At 68.4% G+C, this 19,436-nt stretch carries 16 protein-coding genes and 1 riboswitch; of the genes, 8 read left to right on the plus strand and 8 right to left on the minus strand.

Annotated features, from left to right (window positions below; translation table 11 throughout):
* Positions 1 to 21 precede the first annotated feature (21 nt).
* Genes ACWCPQ_RS03740 through ACWCPQ_RS03765 form a run of 6 tightly spaced genes read left to right on the plus strand, consistent with a single transcriptional unit; the run spans position 22 to position 9,076 of the window.
* Complete coding sequence (locus tag ACWCPQ_RS03740; RefSeq protein WP_449894275.1) at positions 22 to 990, plus strand: VOC family protein; 969 nt, start codon at positions 22 to 24, stop codon at positions 988 to 990.
* A gap of 22 nt (positions 991 to 1,012) precedes the next feature.
* Positions 1,013 to 1,855: an alpha/beta fold hydrolase gene (locus ACWCPQ_RS03745; protein WP_449894277.1), complete on the plus strand. Its 843-nt coding sequence runs from the start codon at positions 1,013 to 1,015 to the stop codon at positions 1,853 to 1,855.
* Between the two features lie 34 nt (positions 1,856 to 1,889).
* A complete protein-coding gene (locus ACWCPQ_RS03750; protein WP_449894279.1) occupies positions 1,890 to 3,671 on the plus strand; it encodes an FAD-dependent monooxygenase in 1,782 nt (593 codons plus the stop codon).
* A complete protein-coding gene (locus ACWCPQ_RS03755; protein WP_449894281.1) occupies positions 3,661 to 5,346 on the plus strand; it encodes an FAD-dependent monooxygenase in 1,686 nt (561 codons plus the stop codon). Before ACWCPQ_RS03750 ends, ACWCPQ_RS03755 begins: the two co-directional genes overlap by 11 nt.
* Positions 5,343 to 7,433 (plus strand): acetate--CoA ligase family protein, encoded by a 2,091-nt coding sequence (locus ACWCPQ_RS03760; RefSeq protein WP_449894283.1) that lies wholly within the window; start codon positions 5,343 to 5,345, stop codon positions 7,431 to 7,433. The genes ACWCPQ_RS03755 and ACWCPQ_RS03760 overlap by 4 nt, the downstream gene beginning before the upstream one ends.
* Positions 7,430 to 9,076: a (2,3-dihydroxybenzoyl)adenylate synthase gene (locus ACWCPQ_RS03765; RefSeq protein WP_449894285.1), complete on the plus strand. Its 1,647-nt coding sequence runs from the start codon at positions 7,430 to 7,432 to the stop codon at positions 9,074 to 9,076. The genes ACWCPQ_RS03760 and ACWCPQ_RS03765 overlap by 4 nt, the downstream gene beginning before the upstream one ends.
* A gap of 9 nt (positions 9,077 to 9,085) precedes the next feature.
* Here ACWCPQ_RS03765 and ACWCPQ_RS03770 read toward each other — a convergent pair whose 3' ends face one another.
* Entirely contained in the window at positions 9,086 to 9,829 is a 744-nt protein-coding gene (locus ACWCPQ_RS03770; RefSeq protein WP_449894287.1) for a hypothetical protein, read from the minus strand.
* Positions 9,830 to 9,925: 96 nt separating this feature from the next.
* Positions 9,926 to 10,801, minus strand: a complete 876-nt coding sequence (locus ACWCPQ_RS03775) for an alpha/beta fold hydrolase (RefSeq protein WP_449894290.1) — start codon at positions 10,799 to 10,801, stop codon at positions 9,926 to 9,928.
* 88 nt (positions 10,802 to 10,889) lie between these two features.
* Here ACWCPQ_RS03775 and ACWCPQ_RS03780 point away from each other — a divergent pair, with 88 nt between their 5' ends.
* Entirely contained in the window at positions 10,890 to 11,468 is a 579-nt protein-coding gene (locus ACWCPQ_RS03780; protein WP_449894292.1) for a CGNR zinc finger domain-containing protein, read from the plus strand.
* Between the two features lie 287 nt (positions 11,469 to 11,755).
* Here ACWCPQ_RS03780 and ACWCPQ_RS03785 read toward each other — a convergent pair whose 3' ends face one another.
* Positions 11,756 to 12,253, minus strand: coding sequence for a hypothetical protein (locus ACWCPQ_RS03785; RefSeq protein WP_449894294.1), 498 nt, complete (start codon positions 12,251 to 12,253; stop codon positions 11,756 to 11,758).
* Positions 12,254 to 12,288: 35 nt separating this feature from the next.
* Positions 12,289 to 13,044, minus strand: coding sequence for a MerR family transcriptional regulator (locus ACWCPQ_RS03790; protein ID WP_449894297.1), 756 nt, complete (start codon positions 13,042 to 13,044; stop codon positions 12,289 to 12,291).
* 21 nt (positions 13,045 to 13,065) lie between these two features.
* On the opposite strand from ACWCPQ_RS03790, the gene ACWCPQ_RS03795 reads away from it, so the two are divergent.
* The gene (locus ACWCPQ_RS03795; RefSeq protein ID WP_449894298.1) at positions 13,066 to 13,536 is read left to right on the plus strand and encodes a DUF6194 family protein; all 471 of its coding nucleotides are present in this window, start codon (positions 13,066 to 13,068) and stop codon (positions 13,534 to 13,536) included.
* Positions 13,537 to 13,738: 202 nt separating this feature from the next.
* On the opposite strand, the gene ACWCPQ_RS03800 is transcribed toward ACWCPQ_RS03795, so the two are convergent.
* The 4 genes from ACWCPQ_RS03800 to ACWCPQ_RS03815 form a co-directional block, all read right to left on the minus strand.
* The gene (locus ACWCPQ_RS03800; protein WP_449894300.1) at positions 13,739 to 14,899 is read right to left on the minus strand and encodes a bifunctional 2-methylcitrate synthase/citrate synthase; all 1,161 of its coding nucleotides are present in this window, start codon (positions 14,897 to 14,899) and stop codon (positions 13,739 to 13,741) included.
* Complete coding sequence (gene prpB, locus ACWCPQ_RS03805; RefSeq protein ID WP_449894302.1) at positions 14,899 to 15,813, minus strand: methylisocitrate lyase; 915 nt, start codon at positions 15,811 to 15,813, stop codon at positions 14,899 to 14,901. Before prpB ends, ACWCPQ_RS03800 begins: the two co-directional genes overlap by 1 nt.
* A complete protein-coding gene (gene prpD, locus ACWCPQ_RS03810; RefSeq protein WP_449894304.1) occupies positions 15,810 to 17,315 on the minus strand; it encodes a 2-methylcitrate dehydratase PrpD in 1,506 nt (501 codons plus the stop codon). Before prpD ends, prpB begins: the two co-directional genes overlap by 4 nt.
* 299 nt (positions 17,316 to 17,614) lie before the next feature.
* A complete protein-coding gene (locus ACWCPQ_RS03815) occupies positions 17,615 to 19,033 on the minus strand; it encodes a short-chain fatty acyl-CoA regulator family protein (RefSeq protein ID WP_449894427.1) in 1,419 nt (472 codons plus the stop codon).
* A gap of 88 nt (positions 19,034 to 19,121) precedes the next feature.
* Positions 19,122 to 19,311, minus strand: a riboswitch (cobalamin riboswitch).
* Positions 19,312 to 19,436: the final 125 nt, after the last annotated feature.

The following is a 19,436-nucleotide window of genomic DNA, read 5'->3' on the forward strand; positions in this document are numbered from 1 at the left end:
CCGGCAAATGGAGAGGTTCCCGTGCCACACCCCGAAATCGCGAAACTCGGCTACGTTTCCCTGGTCACCCCGGATATCGAGAAATCGCTCTGGTTCTTTCACGAAGTCCTCGGCCTGGAGATCACCGAGGAATCCGGCGGAGCGTATTACCTGCGCGCGAATATGGAATTCGAACATCACAGTCTCGTACTGCGGCCCGGCGACCGCGCGTATATGGATCATGTCGGCTGGCGCGTGAAACGGCCGGAGGATGTCGCCGAATTCGAGAAATTATTCGCCGGGTCCGGCGTGGAGACCACCCGGGAAGCGGCGGGCACGCAGCCCGGAATCGGCGACGCCATTCGTTTCCGGATGCCGACCGGTCACCGTTTCTCGATGTATTTCGATGTGGACAAGCCGTTGGCGCCGGAAGGCGAGCGGTCGGTGCTGAAGAACCAGGTCTACCGGTCCTGGAACCGCGGGATCGCGCCGCGCCGGATCGACCACGTGAACCTGTGGACCTCGCACGAACCGCGCGGGGTGCACGGGTGGCTGGCCGACAAACTCGGTTTCAAGCTGCGCGAATACGTCACCGCCGGACCCGATCAGGTGATCGGCGGCTGGATGAGCGTGACCCCGCTGGTGCACGACATCGCGGTCATGGCCGACCCGCACGCCCCGACCCCCGCCCGCATGCACCACGTCGCCTACTGGCTGGACAACGCCCAGGACCTGCTGCGTGCGGCGGACATCCTGGCCGAGCACGGGATCACGCCCGACCAGGGTCCCGGTAAGCACGGCGTGAGTCAGGCCTTCTTCCTGTACGTGCGCGATCCCGGCAGCGGGCACCGGGTCGAACTGTTCAGCAACAGCTATCTGATCCTCGACCCCGACTGGGAGCCGATCGAATGGACCAGCGACGAGATCGCCACCGCGCTCACCATGTGGGGCCCGACGGACTACGTACCGCATGCCGGCGATCACATCATGAACACCACCACCGAAGCCTGACCCGCGAGGAGTACCGATTCCCATGTCCGTGATCAGCGAGAAGACCGTATCCACCGACGGATATGCGAGCCGGGTGCTCGACAGCGGCGAACCGGACGCGCCCGCGGTGATCCTGCTGCACGGTGGCGGCCCGGGTGCCACCGCACGCAGCAACTGGGGCAGTTTCATACCGCTGCTGGCCGGCGACTACCGGGTGATCGCACCGGATCTGGTGGGCTACGGCACCACCGATCATCCGGCGGAGCTGCCGGGCAGCCTCACCGCCTGGATCCGGCTGCGGGTCCGCCAGGTCCTGGCCCTCATGGACGAACTCGGTATCGAAAAGGCCCATCTGGTCGGCAATTCCATGGGCGGCTCGGTCGCCATGCATCTGGTGATGACCGCACCGGACCGTTTCGACCGAGTCTCGCTGATGGGCAGCGCCGGCGGCGCGTCGGCACCGACCCCGGAAGTGATCCGCATGGTGACCTTCTACGACGATCCCTGCCTCGAAGCGTTCGAGGCGCTGATGCGCTGGTTCGTGTACGACGAGAAGATCCTGGGCGATTCCTTCGCCGAGATCGTGGCGCAACGCCACCGCGATCTCCTGCGTCCCGAAGTACAGCGGTCCTTCCGCAGCGCGTTCTCCTCGCCGCCCACCCAGATGGCCGTGCCACCGTCGGCGTTGCGTCGGATGCACCATCCGTTCCTGCTGGTCCACGGTCTCCAGGACCGTTTCGTCCTGCCCGAGTCCAGCATCTACCTGCAGCAGCAGCTGCCCAACGCGCAACTGCACATCTTCGACCACTGCGGGCACTGGGTCCAGATCGAACAGCAGACCCGCTATGTGGCGATGCTGCGCCAGTTCCTCACCGAGGCCCGCTGAGCCGGACCTCGTTCTCCCGGAAGAAAACCGAGCCATGAACACTGACAATGTCGTCGATACCGAAGTCTTGATCGTGGGTGCCGGGCCGTCCGGTTCGGCCGCCGCGGCGCTACTGGCCACCTACGGGATCCGCACCGTACTGCTGAACAAACACGGCGGCGTCGCGAACACCCCGCGAGCCCACATCACCAATCAGCGCGCGGTCGAGGTCTTCCGCGACCTCGGGCTGGAACACGAAGTGCTCCGCCGCGCCACCCCCCAGCATCTGATGGGCGAGCACGTGTACGCCACCAGCCTCGCCGGTGCCGAACTGGGCCGGTTGCGGACCTGGTACACCCATCCGCATTTCCGGGCCGAACACGATCTGGCCAGCCCCTGTTCGGTCTGCGATTTCCCACAGGACCAGCTCGAACCGGTCCTGGTGAACGCGGCGGCGTCCCGAGGGTCGCAGGTGCGGTTCGACACCGAACTGCTCCACTTCGCCCAGGACGATGCCGGGGTCACCGCCACGGTCCGGGACCGGGTGACCGGATCGGAGTACGAGATCCGGTCCCGCTATCTGATCGGTGCGGACGGTGGGCGTTCGGTGGTCGCCGCACAGCTGGGGCTGCCGCTCGTCGGTGAGGCGGGCGCGGACACCTCGATCAATATCGTGTTCCGCGCCGATCTCGAAGACTATGTGCGGCATCGTCCCGGCGATATGTACTGGTTCATGCAACCCGGAGTCGGGCACGGCGGCAACGGTATCGGCGTACTCCGGATGGTGCGGCCGTGGGACCGATGGGTCGCGGTCTGGGGTTACGACCCCGCCGCGGGCCCGGTCGAACTCACCGAGGAGCTCGGTATCGGTGTCGTCCACCAGCTCATCGGCGACGACAGCGTCGCGGTGGAGATCGAATCCATGTCGACGTGGGCCGTGAACTCGATGTACGCGACCGACAACATGTCCGGCCGGGTCTTCTGCGTCGGCGACGCGGTGCACCGGCACTCCCCGATGAACGGGCTCGGATCCAACACTTCCATCCAGGACAGCTACAACCTGTGCTGGAAACTCGCGCTGGTCCTGCGCGATCGGGCCGAACCCGGCCTGCTGAGCACCTATCGGGACGAACGGCTCCCGGTGGCCGAGCAGATCGTGCGCCGCGCGACCGCGAGCAACGAGTTGATGCCGCCCCTGTTCATGGCGCTGCAACTGCCGCCTTCACCCGACGTGGACACCATGCGCACGGCACTGGACCGGTTGCGCCGCCCGGAGGCCGCCGACCGACGGCACGCGTTCGACGCAGCGATCGCGGATACGATCATGTGCTTCAACACCCACGGGGTGGAACTGAACCAGCACTACCGTTCGGCGGCGGTGATCCCCGACGGTAGCCCGGCGACACCGGCTCCGCGCGACGAAGAGGTGTACTACTTCGCGTCCACGCGGCCGGGACGGCATCTCCCGCACGTCTGGGTGACCCGCGATCAGCGCCGGGTGTCCACCTTCGATCTGTGCGGGAAGGGCGAATTCACCCTGATCACCGGTATCGGCGGGGATATCTGGAAGGAGGCCGCCGCCGCGGTCGAATCACGGTTCGGACTGCCGATCCGGGTGCGCACGATCGGGCGCGGCTGCGATTACGAGGACAGTTACGGCGATTACCGGGCGATCGCGGAGGTGGACGAGGACGGGGCGATCCTGGTCCGCCCCGACCATATGGTGGCCTGGCGGGCCGCCGATTCCCGGCAGGATCCGGTGGCGGCGCTGCACTCGGTGATCGCCGCGATTCTGGGCCGGACCGAGCGGGCGGAGGACGGCACCGATGCCGGCTGAGCCTCCGGCGGACCGGCAGTCGCTCCGCGTGGCGTGCGTGGGTGGCGGGCCGGGCGGGCTGTTCACCGCGATCGCACTCGCGCAGGCGGTGCCCGGCTCCCGGATCGATGTCTTCGAACGCAACCGGGCCTCGGATGTCTTCGGATTCGGCGTCGTCTTCTCCGACGCGACGCTGGACACCATCGACACCGTCGACCCGGTACTGCGTGACGCGCTGGCCGCCGACGGGCAACACTGGGACACCATCAGCGTCCGGTCGAAGGGCACAGTGCTGTCCGCCGCGGGTAACGGGATGGCCGCCATCCATCGCCGGACACTCCTGGAAGCGCTTCGTGGTCGCGCCACCGAACTCGGGGTGGACGTCCACTACGAAACTGCCGCCGAGGTGGACGATCTGGACCGGACCGGCGACTACGACCTGATCGTGGCCGCCGACGGCGCCAATTCCGCCACCCGTGGCCGTTTCGCCGCCGCCCTCGGTCATACCGTCACCGACTCGGCGGTCGCGTTCATCTGGTTCGGTACGACGTTCCGGTTCGACGGGCTCACTTTCCTGCACAAGGAGTCCGAGCACGGCAATTTCGCGGTACACGCCTACCCCATCGGCAGCGGCCTGAGCACCTTCATCGTCGAAACCGACGAGGAAACCCGGCGCCGCGCCGGGCTGGACGATTTCGACACCTCCCGGCCACCGGGCCCCTCCGACGACCGCACCCAGCGATATCTGGAGCAGCTTTTCGCCGCCGAGATCGACGGGCAGCCACTGGTCGCCAACAACTCGCGGTGGGCGAACTTCCGCACCCGCCGCACCGAGCGCTGGTCTGCGACCGGTACGGCCGGCACGCCGGTCGTTCTGCTCGGTGACGCCGTCCACACCGCGCATTTCTCGGTGGGTTCCGGCACGAAAATGGCCATGGAGGACGCAGCCGCCCTGGCCGGGTCGCTGGCGGAATCTCCAAGGGACATCCCGGCGGCCCTGGACCGGTTCCAGCGGATCCGGCAGCCGCAGGTGGACAGGATCCACCGGTCATCGGTGCCGAGCCTGTCCTGGTGGGATCATTTCGGCGAATACCACCGGATGCTCGCGCCTTGGCAATTCGCGTTCCATTTCTTCAGCCGGGCGATCTCGGCGGAGAAAGTGCGGTTGCGCGACCCCGCTTTCGTCGCCGCCGTCGAGAAATCCTGGCTCGCCGAACACGGCGCGCCCCCGCTGGACACGCCGCTGCGGATCGGTGACCGAGTGGTCGCGACGCGGCTGCTCCGGCCGATCACCCGCACGGCTCGCGCACTGGAATTCGGTGACGGCAGTATCACTCTCGTCGCCACCGATACCGCACCGCCCGGGACTCCGCGGCTGTTCGCGGCCCCGGAACTCACGGGCAGCTCGCTGCGCGCGAGCGATCTGGCCGCGGTGGACGCGGTGGCGGATCGGGCGCCCTCGGCCGTCGTCGTGCACAGCGGCACCGCCCTGTCCCGGGTACTGTGCGCGGAACATCTGCGGCTGCGCCGCGGAATTCCCGTGGTCGTCGCAGACCGGCTCGATTCGGTACGCGAACGGCGCGCGGTGGGCGAACGCGACTGTGCGGCGACCCTGGTACTGGCGGGCCGGGCGGACGCCGTGCTCTTCGAGCCGGACAGCGGGCCCGGCGGTTCCGCGAGGGAGGCGACCCGATGACGACCCGCGCCGAACCCGAGATCCGTGGCCTGGACCGGCTCTTCCGGCCAGAATCGGTAGCCGTCGTCGGCGCCTCCGTCACTCCGGGCAAACTCGGCACCGCGATGACCGCCGCTGTGCGCCGGGGCGGTGGAATCCCTGCTGTGTTCGGTGTGAACCCCGCGACCGAGGCCGACGGGTTCGTACCGAACCTGCGGGAGGCGTGCCGCAGCCACGGCCGTCCGGTGGATCTGGCCGTGCTCTGCATCCCGGCCGCCGCGACCCCGGCCGCCGTCGGCGAGGCCGCCGCATGCGGTGTCGGTGCCGCGCTGATCTGTTCCGGCGGATTCGCCGAGGCAGGGCCGGAAGGGGCGGCACAACAGCGGGAGCTGGCTCGGATCGCCGCGGAGACAGGTATCCGTATCCTCGGGCCCAACACCTCCGGATTCTTCCGGCCCGGGTCCGCCACGGTCAGTTTCGTTCCGGCCGTCGAGCACATCCGGTCCGGCCCGGTCGCGGTGGTCGCCGCGAGCGGCGGGATGAACCACGCGCTGTCGTTCCTGCTGTCCGAACAATCGGTCGGGGTCGGACTGGGTGTAGGCCTGGGCAATCGCGTCGATATCACCGAGGTCGACGTCCTGTATCACCTCCGCCACGATCCGGCGATCTCGGCGGTGGCGCTGCATCTGGAATCGGTCGACGACGGACCCGCCCTGCTCGCTGCGGTCCGGGCGGTGACCGCCATGAAACCCGTTGCCGCGCTGGTCGTCGGCCGCAGCGATATCACGGCGTTCGCCGGATCCCACACCGGCGCGCTGGCCACCTCGTGGCGGACGACCCGCGCACTGCTGGCGCAGGCCGGCGCGGTGGTCGTGGACTCCGAGCAGCAGCTCGTCGACGCGCTCGCCGTGCTGAGCAAGGTGCGACTACCCGCTCATCCCGACCCGGGTATCGGCGTGGTCACCGCGCAGGCGGGCCCGGGCCTGGTGGTGCTCGACGGTCTACAGGCCGCAGGTGTCCGGGTGCCGCAGCTGAGGGAGCGGACGCGCGCGGAACTCGCCGAACTGCTGCCACCGCTGACTTATCAGGCCAACCCGGTGGACACCGGCCGCCCGGGACCGAATTTCGGCGAGGTGCTGGCCGTAACGGCGCGCGATCCGGATGTCCACGCGCTGGCCGTGTACGCCCTGGCCGAACCCGACGCCGTGAACCCGGTCGAGGCGGTACACGGCGGCGATATCGACCGGGACCTGCCGGTGGTGCTCGGCATCGGCGGCCCGGCCGCCGTGCTCGCCCATACCGCGGCGGCCGCCGACGGCATTCCGGTACTGCCCGGGCCGACCGCTCTCGCCACCGGCGTCGCCGCCCTGGTCGCCGACGCCCGCGCACGCTACCGCCAGGGACAGGCAATCCGCGCGCGCACTGTCGAACCCGTACCGCAAATCACCCTGCCCGCCGACGAGGCGGCGGCCAAGGATCTGCTCGACGCCCTCGGCCTGCGGACGCCACCCCGTCGTATCTGCCGCGATCACGACGCAGCCCATCGCGCGTTACGGGAGCTGACTCCACCGGTGGCGGTGAAGATCCTCGACTCCGGCGTGATCCACAAAACCGATATCGGCGGAGTGCACCTCGGTATCCGGACTGCCGCCGAACTCGATACCGCGCTGGTGGCACTGGACCGCGCGGGCGCCCACGCCTACCTGGTCGAGGCGATGGCCCAGGCCGGGATCGACCTGTTCGTCGGTGCTCGGCGCGATCCCGTTTTCGGCCCGGTGGTGGTCACCGGACTGGGCGGCACCGCCGCGGAAGCCCTCGGCGATATCGCCGTGCGCGGGCTCCCGCTGCATTCGGCCGCGGCCGCGGCAATGCTCGACGACCTCCGGGCCGCACCACTGCTGGACGGCTGGCGCGGCGGTCCGGTACTCGACCGCGAGGCATTCGCCCGGATCATCGCCGCGATCGGCGACCAGCTCGCCGCGCAGCCCGAGATCGGCGAACTCGAGATCAATCCCCTGCGGCTGACCGCGGACGGCCTCATCGCGCTGGACGCGGTGGTCACGAGATCGGTCACCCACCCTGCGAATCCGGAAGACGGACTGAGATGATCACTATCGACGGTACTGTGCCCTGGCCCCGGCCGGTCGCCGCGGAATATCGCGAAAGAGGCTACTGGCAGGGAATTTCGCTGGCATCCCGGATCGCCGGCACGATCGACCGCGGCCCGGACCGGATCGCGGTGGTCGACGGCGCGACCCGGCTGACCTACCGGGAACTCTGGGACCGGGCCGGCTCGATTGCCCGCACCCTGCTCGACCTCGGTCTGGTCCCCGGTGACCGCCTGGTCGTCGCACTGCCGAACTGCTGGGAATTCGTCGCGCTGACACTGGGCTGTCTCCAAACCGGACTGGTACCGGTGATGGCGCTGCCCGCCCATCGGCAACACGAACTCACCCATATCGCCGACATCGCCGGGGCCCGGGCCCTGGTGATCGCGGGAACCGATCGTGGTACCGATCTGCGTGCCGTCGCGCAACAGGTGTGCCGGGCCGTCACCGGAATCCGGGCCGTCCTGGTTCACGGTGATCACGCACCGGGTGGGGAGCGTACCGCGGTGCCCGAATACCCGCTCTACTCAGCGGACCGGGCAGCCCGCCTCGCCGACGGCGGCTTCGAACCGGGCGGCTCGGATATCGCCTGTATGTTGCTGTCCGGCGGAACGACCGGACTTCCGAAACTCATCGTCCGCACCAACGACGACTACCTCTGCAATATCGCGCACTGTGCCGAGGTGGCCGGATTCGATCGTGACACGGTGTATCTCGGCGCACTGCCCGCCAGCCACAATTTCTCCCTCGCCTGCCCCGGCATCCTGGGCGCGCTGACAGCGGGCGGGCGGGTCGTGATGCTGCCCTCCCCCGCACCCGAACGCGCGCTGCCGGCCGTCGCCGCCGAGGGGGTGACTGTGGCCGCGGTGGTACCCGCGGTCGCGCAGAGCTGGATCGAATTCGGGCGCGCGCACCCGGAGATCGACATCTCGACACTACGGGTACTCCAGGTGGGCGGCACCCGGATGCCCGACGAACTGGCCGCCCGCGTCGAACCGGTACTCGGGGCCCGGTTGCAGCAGGTGTTCGGCATGGCCGAGGGATTGATCAATATGACCAGGCTCGACGACGACCCGGCGGTGATCGTCTCCACCCAGGGCCGGCCGGTGTGCCCGGCCGACGAGATCCTGGTCGTCGACGAATCCGGGGTTCCGGTCCCCGACGGCACCCCCGGTGCCCTGCTGACCCGCGGGCCCTACACTCCGCGCGGCTACTTCCGCGCCCCGGAGCAGAATGCCCGGGCCTTCACCGCGGACGGGTGGTACGGCAGCGGGGATATCGTGATCCGCCGCCCGGACGGGAATCTCGTCGTCGCCGGACGGGACAAGGACATGATCAACCGTGGCGGCGAGAAGATCTCCGCCGAGGAGATCGAGAACTTCGCCTACCGGATACCGGGTGTGGAAGCGGCCGCCGCGGTGGCCATGCCGGACCCGGTCCTGGGTGAGCGGCTGTGCCTCTATCTGACCGTCGCGCCCGGTCACCCGGTCGGACCAGACGATGTGGTCGCGGTGATGAACCGGGCCGGTGTCGCGCGGTTCAAACTTCCCGAACGAGTGATCCTGTTGGACGCCATGCCCGTCACGAAGGTCGGCAAGATCGACAAGCAGGCCCTGCGCGACGATATCCGTCACCGGATGTAGCGGCCGGGTTCAGCGGCCGAACACCGAGTTCAGCAGTTCGGCCGCGATCCGGTTCATCGGCGCCAGCACCCGCCGGTGCACGAAGGCGACGGGCCGTACAACGGCGAAATCCCAGCATGCTCCCACCGCGCGCAGGACCGGTCGCAGCACGGTCCGGTAGCCGAAGACGGCCGGAACCACGACCAGTATCCGCACCACTGCGGTCGCCCCGCGCCAGCCGTAGGACGCGATCGCCGCGAGGAGGATCCCGCACGGCCGCAGCACCCACTGCCACAACCGCCGCAGCGGCCATTCCACGCACCACCGCCACAACCACTCCACCGTCACAGCGATCGCCCCCAGCACCGGCCGCAGGACCCAGCGCCACAGCGCTACCAGCAGCGGGCGAAACAACCGCCGCCACAGCCAGGCCTCGATCGCCTGGCGCAGCGGCCGCAGCAGCACGTCCATCAGTAACGCGCCCAGCGGGGTCAGCACCATTCCCCACAGCACGTGTTGTAACGCCCAGCCCCACAGCACGTCCTTCACGAACAGCCACAGCGGTCGCACCAGCCGGTACCAGAGGAACCGGGCCACCGGTTCGAGAAGCCGCTCGACGACGAAGACATACACCGCGGCCACCGCCCGGCCGCACACCTTCACCGCCTCCCAGAGCAGCCGAACCGGCACCAGCAGCACAACCGCGAACCCCCGGGCCACCCATTCACCGATCGAGACCCGTGTTCGCGGTTCCCGAGAATCTGCCGAAGCCATCGAGTCCTCCTCCCGTCCGGAATCATCGCATGCCACGGGCGCGTCCGTTCGGGTGATTCCCCGGTGCGCGGGCGGAGTGGGCACCCGGTGTCCCGGTCAGGCCGGCGGGCTCGGCAGCCGGTCCAGGAAATCGGCGATGAGCGTGGCGACTTCGGCGAGATGGGTTTCCAGGACGAAGTGCCCGGTATCGAACAAGTGCAGTTCCGCGTCCGGGAGATCGGCCAGGTAGGCCTGCGCGCCGAGTGCGGGGAAGAAGGGATCGTTCGCGCCCCAGGCGATCAGGGTGGGTGGGGTGTGTGCCCGCAGCCAGGCCTGCCAGGCCGGATAACGCAGCAGATTCGACTTGTAGTCGAAGGCCAGTGCGATCTGCGCGGCCGCCCGCCCCGGCAGTTCGAGGAAATACTGGTCCAGCAGCCAGGATTCGGGTGCCAGCACGGTGGGGTCGGCGACGCCGGTCGCGTACTGACCGCGCGTGCCCTCGAGGCTCAGCAGGCCACGGATCGTTTCCTCGGCGCCGGCGTCTTCCGGGCGTAGCGCGGTGAACTCCTTCGCTCCGTCGGAAAGACCGGCAACGTATGCGTTTCCGTTCTGGACGACGAGACCGGCGATCCATTCCGGATGGCGTTCGGCGATGCGAAAGCCGATCGGGGCGCCGAAGTCGAACATGTACAGGGCGAAACGGCGCAGCCCGAGCCGGTCGACGAACCCTTCGACGATATCGGCCAGCCGATCGAAGGTGTACCGGAAATCCGCAGGGGCCGTGGTGTTCCCGAAGCCGGGATAGTCGGGTGCGATGAGTCGGTAGCGGTTTCCGAGGATATCCATCAGCCGACGGAACTGATGGGAACCGGTGGGGAACCCGTGCAACAGCAGCAGTGCCGGGGCGTCGGTGCGCGCCGGTACGGACTCGCGATAGAAGACCTCCACGCCGGAAACGTCGACGCGGCGGTGGTGAACGACGGGCAAGTTCATGGCCATCACATGCTTTCTCGCTATGCAGTGGCATTAGTTAAGCGGATCCATGACTAATTCGTCAATACGCTCATGTACCATTAGCCAGATGAACGAGGCCCCGCTGATCGGCGAGCCACCGGCCCTGGACCTGGTCAATACCTGCCCGGCCGGCGACGATCTGCTGAGCACTCCCGATCAGCTCGCCGAGTGGCTGCAACGACAGGCGGACCGGATACCGGAACCGGCGCCGACACACCTGAGCACCGACGACCTCGCGCAGGTGCGCCGGATCCGCGCACACCTGACGGCGGTGTTCGAGGCGCTGCTCCACGGTCACCGCCCACCCACGGGCGCGCTGCGCGGATTGAACGATGCCCAAGCCGCGGCGCCCGCCATCCGGCACCTCGAATGGTCGGACGGCACCCTCACCGCCACCAGCCGGCGCACCGGATCGGCCGGCGCCCGGCTGGCGGCCGCACTGGCCGAATCGGCCGCCGAACTACTCGCCGATCCGGCCGTCACCCGCCTCAAACAGTGCGAGGCGCCGGACTGCGTCCTGCTGTTCCTCCCGGCCCATCCCAGGCGGCGCTGGTGCTCGCCACAACGCTGCGGCAACCGGGTCCGGGTGGCGCGCTACTACGACCGGCACAAAAAGACGCCCGATCCCGGAACTACCACCGGCTGAGTTCGTATGCGCATCCGGCCACGCGACCGAGAACTCCCTGTCCGCGGCTACCGGAGCCGGATGCCGGTGAATCCCGGTGCGCTCATATCACCGGTTGCGTACTCGCACCAGTGTGCGGGGCGCCGCGGCAGCCAGATGGCTGGACAACACCATCGACAGCAGTACGGCGAAACCGGCGGCAGCCGTCGCGTAGACCATCATGGGAACCTCCTCGTATCGCTTCGGGCTCCACCCTGCCCGGTGAACCTGGCAATTCCCTGTGCGCCGCCCGGTAACGGCATGTGCACTCAGCGGCGATCCGGAATCCCCTCACTGCTGCCGAAGCTCGCCTCCTCCGGGCCGACCAGGCCGAGCAAGGTCAGCGGACGTGCGGTGACGGCGTTGGTCAGATAGGTCATGGTGATCGCCCAGCGGTTGAGCTCCCGGGGCACCGCGTAGGTGTGATTGGCGCGGGTCACCGCCTTGGCCGGACATCCGCACGCCCACCGGATTCGCGACAGCGAAACCCGACCCAGATCCACGACCAGGCCCATATCGCGGTGTTTGTACGCCGCCGGGGCGCCGATCCCGAGACTCGCGGCCACATTGCGGGCGAGGATCTTGCCTTGGCGCGTCGCATGCTGCGCGGTCGGTGGGGTGATCCGCCCCGGTTTCGTCGGATCCGGGACTGCGGCCGCGACACCCCCGGCGAAAGTATCCACGTGCCCGGGTACGCGCAGGTGGGCGTCCACCGTCAGCCGGCCGACCGCGTTCGCCTCGAACAGTTCGGTCCGACCGACTGGCATGACGGCAACGGGTGAACCGACGACCGCGGATCGAATCACGTCGGCGTCCGCAGCAGCATATGCAGCGCGGCGGCGGCTTCGAACAGCGCCGCGCAGCGGCTGTCGATCCCCGCGTCCCGCTCGGCCAGCACGCCGGAGATCTCGCCCCAGCCACCGGCGTCGCGCAACCGCGGGATCAGCTCCCGCAGCGAGTCGATACCGTAACCGGCCAGCCGGAGTTGACGGACCAGTCGCGCAGCCCGGACATCGCCGGGCATATAGCGGCGGGCCGACTGCCCGGCACGCCGCGGCACGACCAAACCCTCAGCGTCCCAGTGCCGCAGTGTCGAAGCCCGGATTCCCAGGGCCCGGGCCAGTTCCGAAATGCTCATGGCATCCGCCGGCCGGATATCGCCCACGGGTTCCTCCGCGATGGCCCGGGCCGCCGCGCGGGCGAACTCGATATCCCGGCGTTCCCGGTCCAGCCGGGCGTGTGCCCGGTTCAGCAGCGTGAACAACCGGGACGGTCCCTGTTCGCGCGCTTCGCGCAGAATCTCTTTGGCCGCCACCGGGCCGACGCCCGTCGCCAGCGCGCGATAGGCACGCACCGACCACAGATGGGCTTCGCCGTAGACCCGGTACCCGGTGGCCGTACGCGGCACCGGCGGGAGCACGCCGTCGCGCTCGAGATTGCGCACCTGCTGTACCGAGTAGCCGCTGCGCCGGGCGACATCGGCCGTCCGTAACACCACCCGGTTGCGACTTTCCGCGCCCTTTTCCGGCCAGTGCTCGCCACAAGTCTCCACAAGCACTTCAATGTAACGCTTGAAGCCGTGAACATCGACGAGATCACCGAATTCCTCGCCGGCTGCGACGGCGTACTGGTCCTTCGACCCGGCCCCGGCGACGGCACCCCCGAGCTCGCGTGGGGCGACACTTTCTTCTACTACGCACCAGACGGCGAGATCCCGGCCAACGGCCAGCCGTTCGCCACCGTCGTCACCAAGAACTATCCCGGCGACGAACGATCCCGGCTCGACCGGCCCGGGGTCTTCCGGGTCAACATCCACGCCGGTACGGAGTTGTTCACGGCCTGGACCGGCCGCGCACCTCGCGATCCGGAACCCGCCGACGCGGATCCGAGCGCGACCGATACCGTGATCGCCCACCCGGTATACGGGAAACTCGGCTGGCTGGCCGTGGTGGCGCCGGGACCACGTACCGCCGAACCGCTCCGGGAACTCCTCCGGGTCGCCTACAACCGAGCGGGCTCCCGCGCACGCCGCCGCACCGGACACCACTGATCCCTGTCCACCGGCGAACACGGCGGAGGCCGGGGTCGAGAAACGGATCGGCCCCGATCTCGCCCGCCGGGGCGCGAAATGATGAATATCGGTCCACCGGGGAACGAACCGGACGAGCCGCGCCGGGCGGAACAGTGTGTCGCCGGAGATGAACCCGAACCACACGGCTCTCCTACCTGCACCGGGAAGACCGTCGCAGCCCTCAGGCCACGACCGGACGCTGGGATACACCCACGTATTCGCTCAGCGGCCGGATCAGCGCGTTGGATTCGCCCTGTTCGATGATGTGGGCGGTCCATCCGGTGATCCGGCTCATCACGAAGATCGGGGTGAAGATCTCGATATCGAAGCCGAGCAGGTGATAGGCGGGGCCGGTCGGGAAGTCGAGGTTCGGTTTGATCCCGGTGGCCTCGTCCATGGTGCGCTCCAGGATGTCGTAGATCCGCACCCATTTGCGGCCGTCGGTGGCGGCGGCGATATCCAGGAAAGCCCGCTTCATGGTGGGGACCCGGGAGTCACCGTTCTTGTAGACACGATGGCCGAAACCCATCACCTTCTCCTTCGCGGCCAGCCTGTCGCGCAGCCATTGCGCGGCCCGGTCCGGGTCGTCGATATCGAGCATATGGTGCATGACGGCCTCGTTCGCCCCGCCGTGCAGGCTGCCCTTGAGAGCGCCGATGGCGGCGGTGACGGCGCTGTAGATATCGGACAGCGTCGAGGTGACGACCCGGGCCGCGAAGGTGGAGGCATTGAAACTGTGTTCGGCGTAGAGGATCAGGGAGACCTCGAATGCTTTCACCAGTTCCCGAGCGGGGATCGTGCCGAAGCACATGTTCAGGAAATTCTCGGCGTGCCCCAGTTGCGCGTGCGGTGTGATGGGATCCAGACCGCGCCGCCGGCGGTGGTCGGCGGCGACGATGGTCGGTAGCACTGCGAACATGCGCAATGCCTTCGCCCGGTTGGCCGCGGCCGAATTATCGTCCTCGTCGGGGTCTTCGGCACCCAGATAGCTGATAGCGGTCCGGACGACATCCATGGGATGGCAGGTATCGGGCAGTTTCGCCACCAGTGACAGCAGCGAGCGGTCCGCGCGACGCGAGGCCCGTTCCTGCTGCTGGAAGCGCTCGAGTTCCGCGTCGGTCGGCAACTCGCCGTACCAGAGCAGAAAGGCCACCTGTTCGAAAGTGCAGTGGGCGGCGAGATCCTGAACGGCGTATCCGCGATAGGTGAGCGAATTGGTCTCCGGCACCACCTTGGATATCGCGGTGGTATCGACGACCACGCCGGCCAGACCTTTGTAGACGGTCGGCACCGCGGCCTCGGCACCGCCGCGTACCGGATCGTGCAGCGATGCTGTGCTCATCACTGGTCCCTTCCCAGAGTGAAATCGTATACAGCGGAATCGAATCGGTTGTAGCGCTCGTACTGCAGCAGTTCGTAGAGGCGGCTGCGCTGCTGCATCCGATCCAGTAGCCCCGATTGCGTGCCCTCGGCGTAGATCTCGCGCAGCCCCGCTTCGGCGGCGAACATCGCCAGCCGCAGGGTGGATACCGGATAGATGACGGCGTTGTAGCCGATCGACTCCAGCGTCGCGGCCGGAATCAGTTCCGACTTGCCGAACTCGGTCATATTGGCCAGCAGCGGCGTGGGCACCGCGGCTCGGAACCTCTCGAAATCGGTGGGAGTGCGCAGCGCCTCGGTGAAGATCAGATCCGCGCCGGCCTCGGTGTAGGCCTGCGCCCGTTCGATCGCCGCGTCGATCCCTTCGATTCCGGCGGCGTCGGTGCGTGCGCAGAGCACGAAACCCGGATCGCGGCGGGCCGACACCGCGGCACGTAACCGGCGCACCATCTCGGCGGTGGGCACCACCGCTTTACCGTCCAGGTGACCGCAGCGCTTCGGATTGACCTGGTCCTCCAGGTGGCAGCCGGCGATCCCGGCGTCTTCGAGGACGGTGACCGTCCGGGCGGCGCTCATCGGCTCTCCGAAACCGGTATCGGCATCGACGAGCACCGGCAGATCGGTGACCCGGGCGATCTGCTGTCCGCGCCCGGATACCTCGGTCAGCGTGGTCAGACCGATATCCGGTAGCGCCAGCTCGGCCGAGACCACCGCGCCGGAGACGTACACACCCTCGAAGCCGATCTCCTGGATCGATTTCGCGACCAGCGGGTTGAACGCGCCCGGAAAGCGCTGGATCTTCCCGGAGTTCAGCCCGGCCCGGAAGGCGGCGCGTTTGTCCGCCGCGGATGTCGCAGCCGCAAGCAGTCCGGTCATCGGAACAGCCCCTTCGGCGCGCGCGGCGCGCGGGCGAGCACATCCGGCGAGGCGGTGAAGGTGAGCTCCGGCAACTCCCCGGCGGACAGCTCGCCCGCACGCTGCACAGCTTCGAGGAAACGGTCCTGCTCGGCCGGATCGACGACCCCCTCGGTGAGGGAGCGGAACTTGGCGATGTACTGGTCGCGGGTGAAGGGCCGCGCGCCGAGCGGATGCGCGTCGGCGACGGCGAGTTCGTCGGCGATCACCTCACCGCTTTTCAGAGTGACCTCGGCACGGGCGCCGAATGCCTTCTCGCCGGGATCGTTCGAATGATAGCGGCGGGTCCACTCCGGGTCTTCGGCCGTGGAGATCTTGCGCCACAACTCCACGGTGTCGGGTCGTTGCGCGCGCTCCGGGGCATAGGAGCGTTCGTGATGCCAGGTGCCGTCCTGCAGGGCGACCGCGAAGATATAGGGCACGGAATGATCGAGGGTCTCCCGCGATGCTGTCGGGTCGAACTTCTGTGGATCGTTCGAACCGGTGCCGATCACCACATGGGTGTGGTGGCTGGTGTACAGCACGATCGAAGCGATCTGCCCGAGATCACCGATCCGGTCGCGCAGGCGGCGGGCCAGGTCGATCGGGGCCTGGCTCTGGTACTCCGCGGAATGCTCCTTGGTGTAGGAATCCAGGATGGCCCGTTTGGGCTCTCCCGGACCGGGTAGTGGCACCGAGTATTCGGCCGCTGCACCACCCAGCAACCAGGCGATCACACCGTCCTCGCCCTCCCAGATCGGTGCCGGCGCACCCTCACCCCGCATGGCCCGGTCCACCGCTTCCACGGCCGTCTTCCCGGCGAACGCGGGAGCGTATGCCTTCCAGGTCGAGATCTCACCCTTCCGGGACTGACGGGTCGCGGTGGTCGTATGCAGTGCCTGGCCGACGGCCTGATAGACGGTCTCGGCGTCGAGCCCGAGCAGGGTGCCGATACCGGCGGCCGCCGACGGGCCGAGATGGGCGATGTGGTCGATCTTGTGCTCGTGCAGGCAGATCCCGCGAGCCAGGCCGATCTGGATCTCGTACCCGGTGGCCAGACCGCGGATGAGCTCGCGACCGGACCGGCCCGTGTGCTGGGCGACAGCCAGGATCGGCGGGATGTTGTCGCCCGGATGGGAGTATTCGGCAGCCAGAAAGGTGTCGTGGAAGTCGAGTTCGCGCACCGCTACCCCGTTGGCCCAGGCCGCCCACTCCGGGGAGAACCGGCCTTCGGCACCGAAAACGGTGGCGCCCGGCCGATAGGGGTGCGCCAGCGCCTGCGCGCGAGCATCGGCGACCGGCCGCCGGAGCAGCGATGCCGCGGCGACGGCCGCGTTGTCGATGATCCGGTTGACGATCATCTCCTCGGTTTCCGGGGTGACCGCCACCGGATCGGTGGCCACCTCCGCGATCCGCCACGCGAGATGCTCCTCGCGGGGGAAATGCTCCGCCGAACGGTGGGTGCGGACGAGGTGATTCTTCACGGGCCGATGCCTCCAGGGTCGCTGCGATTCGCTTCTTTCGGACGCTACATAGCCCGTGGGCCTGCGGAAATACGTCGCAAAAGGCGAATTTTGCGGAAGCGGACCTGCGAATTTGCAGAAACTGTGGAACGCCATGACAGGCGGCCCGGCTACCGCTACGCCGCGACCCGGCGGAGCCGGATCCGCCCGGATCCCAGCAGGATTCTCGGCGCACGGCCGGGGCGGCGCACACGGCACACGATCGTCCTACGGCGCGGTACCCCGTTCCGCGGGCCGGGCATCAGCGGAGGCGGGATGGTTCACCCGGAATCGCGCGCCGGTGCGTACGGAGTATTCGCCGGACGGTTCTCGTCGGCCGCAAGCGGGCGGCCGATCTGCGGGAACGCGCGCTGAGCGCATGCGGTGCGCTCACACACCCGGCAGCCGGCGCCGATCGGTACAGCGACGGCGGAGTCGTGGATCGGCAACCCGTGCGAGTAGACGAGCTTCTCCGCGAACGCGAGATCGCAGCCGAGACCGACGGCGAAATCCCGCGCGGGCGCCAGATACCCGGGATTGTGCTCGCCGGTGGTGCGGGCCAGCCACAGGTAGGTCCGGCCATCGGGCATCTCGGCGATCTGGGTGCGGATCCGGCCGGGGGTGGCGAAAGCGTCGTGGACCACCCACAGTGGGCAGCTACCGCCTACCCGGGAAAAATGGAATGCCGTCGCGGACTGGCGTTTCGAGATGTTGCCCGCACGGTCGGTACGGACGAAGAAGAACGGCACCCCGCGACTGCCCCGGCGCTGCAATGTCGACAGACGATGGCATACGGTCTCGAACCCGACCTCGAATTGCGCGGAGAGCAGGTCGATGTCGTAGCGCAACCGTTCCGCCGCGTCCAGGAATCGACCGTACGGCAGGATCAGGGCGCCCGCGAAGTAGTTCGCCAGTCCGATACGCAGCAGCCGCCGCGACTCGTCCGGCAGCACCGCGGTCTCGCCCAGCAGGTCCTCGATCACATCGGAACAGCCGAGGAAAGCCAGCTGGGTGGCGAGCTGGAACGCCCGCTGCCCGGCGGTGAGCCGCCGCGCGAGGGTGAGTGTGCGCGCCTGCGGGTCGTAGACCCGTTTGGGTCCGGGCCGGACCGGGTCCTCCGAGCGGATCCGCACCGCCACGTCGTAGTCGTCGCGCAGCAACCGGGCCAGCTGTAGATCCAGACCACCCAGGGTGAAACCGCCGGCTGCGAACAATTCCTCGGCCGCGATATCGAGGGCCGGAATATGGTTGCGCCGGTCGTAGAAATAGTCGCGTACGTCCTCGTAGGGCATGGCGGTCCGCGGGGCAGCGACCGGACCGCCGATTCCCGCCGTCAGTTGTTCGAGCCGGGCGTCCGCGCTGCGCAGCCGTCGATGCTGGCTGATCAGCAACCGTGCCGCCGTCGGTACCCGGGAGAGCAGATCGTCGAGTTCGCCGCTGGTCACCGCGGTGGCTTCCGGATCCTCGGCAAACACCTCGTGCAGGTCGGCCAGCAGCCGCGCATCGGTCTCCGCCGCGAAGAATCCGACCTCCAGATCGAAGGTAGAGGTCAGGCGCATCAGCACCGGCACCGTCAGCGGCCGCTGATCGTTCTCGAGCTGGTTGACGTAGCTCACCGACAACCCCAGCGCTCTGGCCAGTCCGGACTGGGAAAGGCTTCGCTGCTCACGCAGCGCCCGCAGCCGGCCACCGGCGTACATCTTCTCCACCGCCGAGATCCTTTCTCTACCGGCGTAACGCCCGATCCACGAGGCGACGGCCGCCGGGCACGGCGCGCCCGGCGCAACCGGCAGGTCATCGGACTCACGGGTATCGACCTCGATCGGCCGACCGGGCGAAAAGTACTCCCGGGCCGGTACCACGTCGTCGCTTCCCGGGCCGGGGCCCGGTGCCGCACGAAGACGATCGCTCCCGCTCACCGCTGCGGGACAGCCCCGGATTCCCACCGGGTTCCCTCTCACCTGCCGTCCGGCACACCCGGGCGGCAGGCTTCGACATCCCGGGCGCCGGAGCGGTACGGGATGAACCAGCTGCACCGGCCAGCATATGCCCGGCTCGGAACCCCTGGCCGTACCCGGTCGATTCCGCACACTCGGCAGGCTC

The sequence above is a fragment of the Nocardia sp. NPDC001965 genome, from assembly GCF_053594175.1.

Bases quoted from the DNA above. Each gene is read 5' to 3' on its own strand.
- ACWCPQ_RS03765 (WP_449894285.1), top strand. From the start codon at position 7,430: ATGATCACTATCGACGGTACTGTGCCCTGGCCCCGGCCGGTCGCCGCG.
- ACWCPQ_RS03755 (WP_449894281.1), top strand. From the start codon at position 3,661: ATGCCGGCTGAGCCTCCGGCGGACCGGCAGTCGCTCCGCGTGGCGTGC.
- ACWCPQ_RS03800 (WP_449894300.1), bottom strand. From the start codon at position 14,899: ATGAGCACAGCATCGCTGCACGATCCGGTACGCGGCGGTGCCGAGGCC.
- ACWCPQ_RS03750 (WP_449894279.1), top strand. From the start codon at position 1,890: ATGAACACTGACAATGTCGTCGATACCGAAGTCTTGATCGTGGGTGCC.
- ACWCPQ_RS03815 (WP_449894427.1), bottom strand. From the start codon at position 19,033: ATGTACGCCGGTGGCCGGCTGCGGGCGCTGCGTGAGCAGCGAAGCCTT.
- ACWCPQ_RS03745 (WP_449894277.1), top strand. From the start codon at position 1,013: ATGTCCGTGATCAGCGAGAAGACCGTATCCACCGACGGATATGCGAGC.
- ACWCPQ_RS03760 (WP_449894283.1), top strand. From the start codon at position 5,343: ATGACGACCCGCGCCGAACCCGAGATCCGTGGCCTGGACCGGCTCTTC.
- ACWCPQ_RS03775 (WP_449894290.1), bottom strand. From the start codon at position 10,801: ATGAACTTGCCCGTCGTTCACCACCGCCGCGTCGACGTTTCCGGCGTG.
- prpB (WP_449894302.1), bottom strand. From the start codon at position 15,813: ATGACCGGACTGCTTGCGGCTGCGACATCCGCGGCGGACAAACGCGCC.
- ACWCPQ_RS03780 (WP_449894292.1), top strand. From the start codon at position 10,890: ATGAACGAGGCCCCGCTGATCGGCGAGCCACCGGCCCTGGACCTGGTC.
- ACWCPQ_RS03785 (WP_449894294.1), bottom strand. From the start codon at position 12,253: ATGCCAGTCGGTCGGACCGAACTGTTCGAGGCGAACGCGGTCGGCCGG.
- ACWCPQ_RS03770 (WP_449894287.1), bottom strand. From the start codon at position 9,829: ATGGCTTCGGCAGATTCTCGGGAACCGCGAACACGGGTCTCGATCGGT.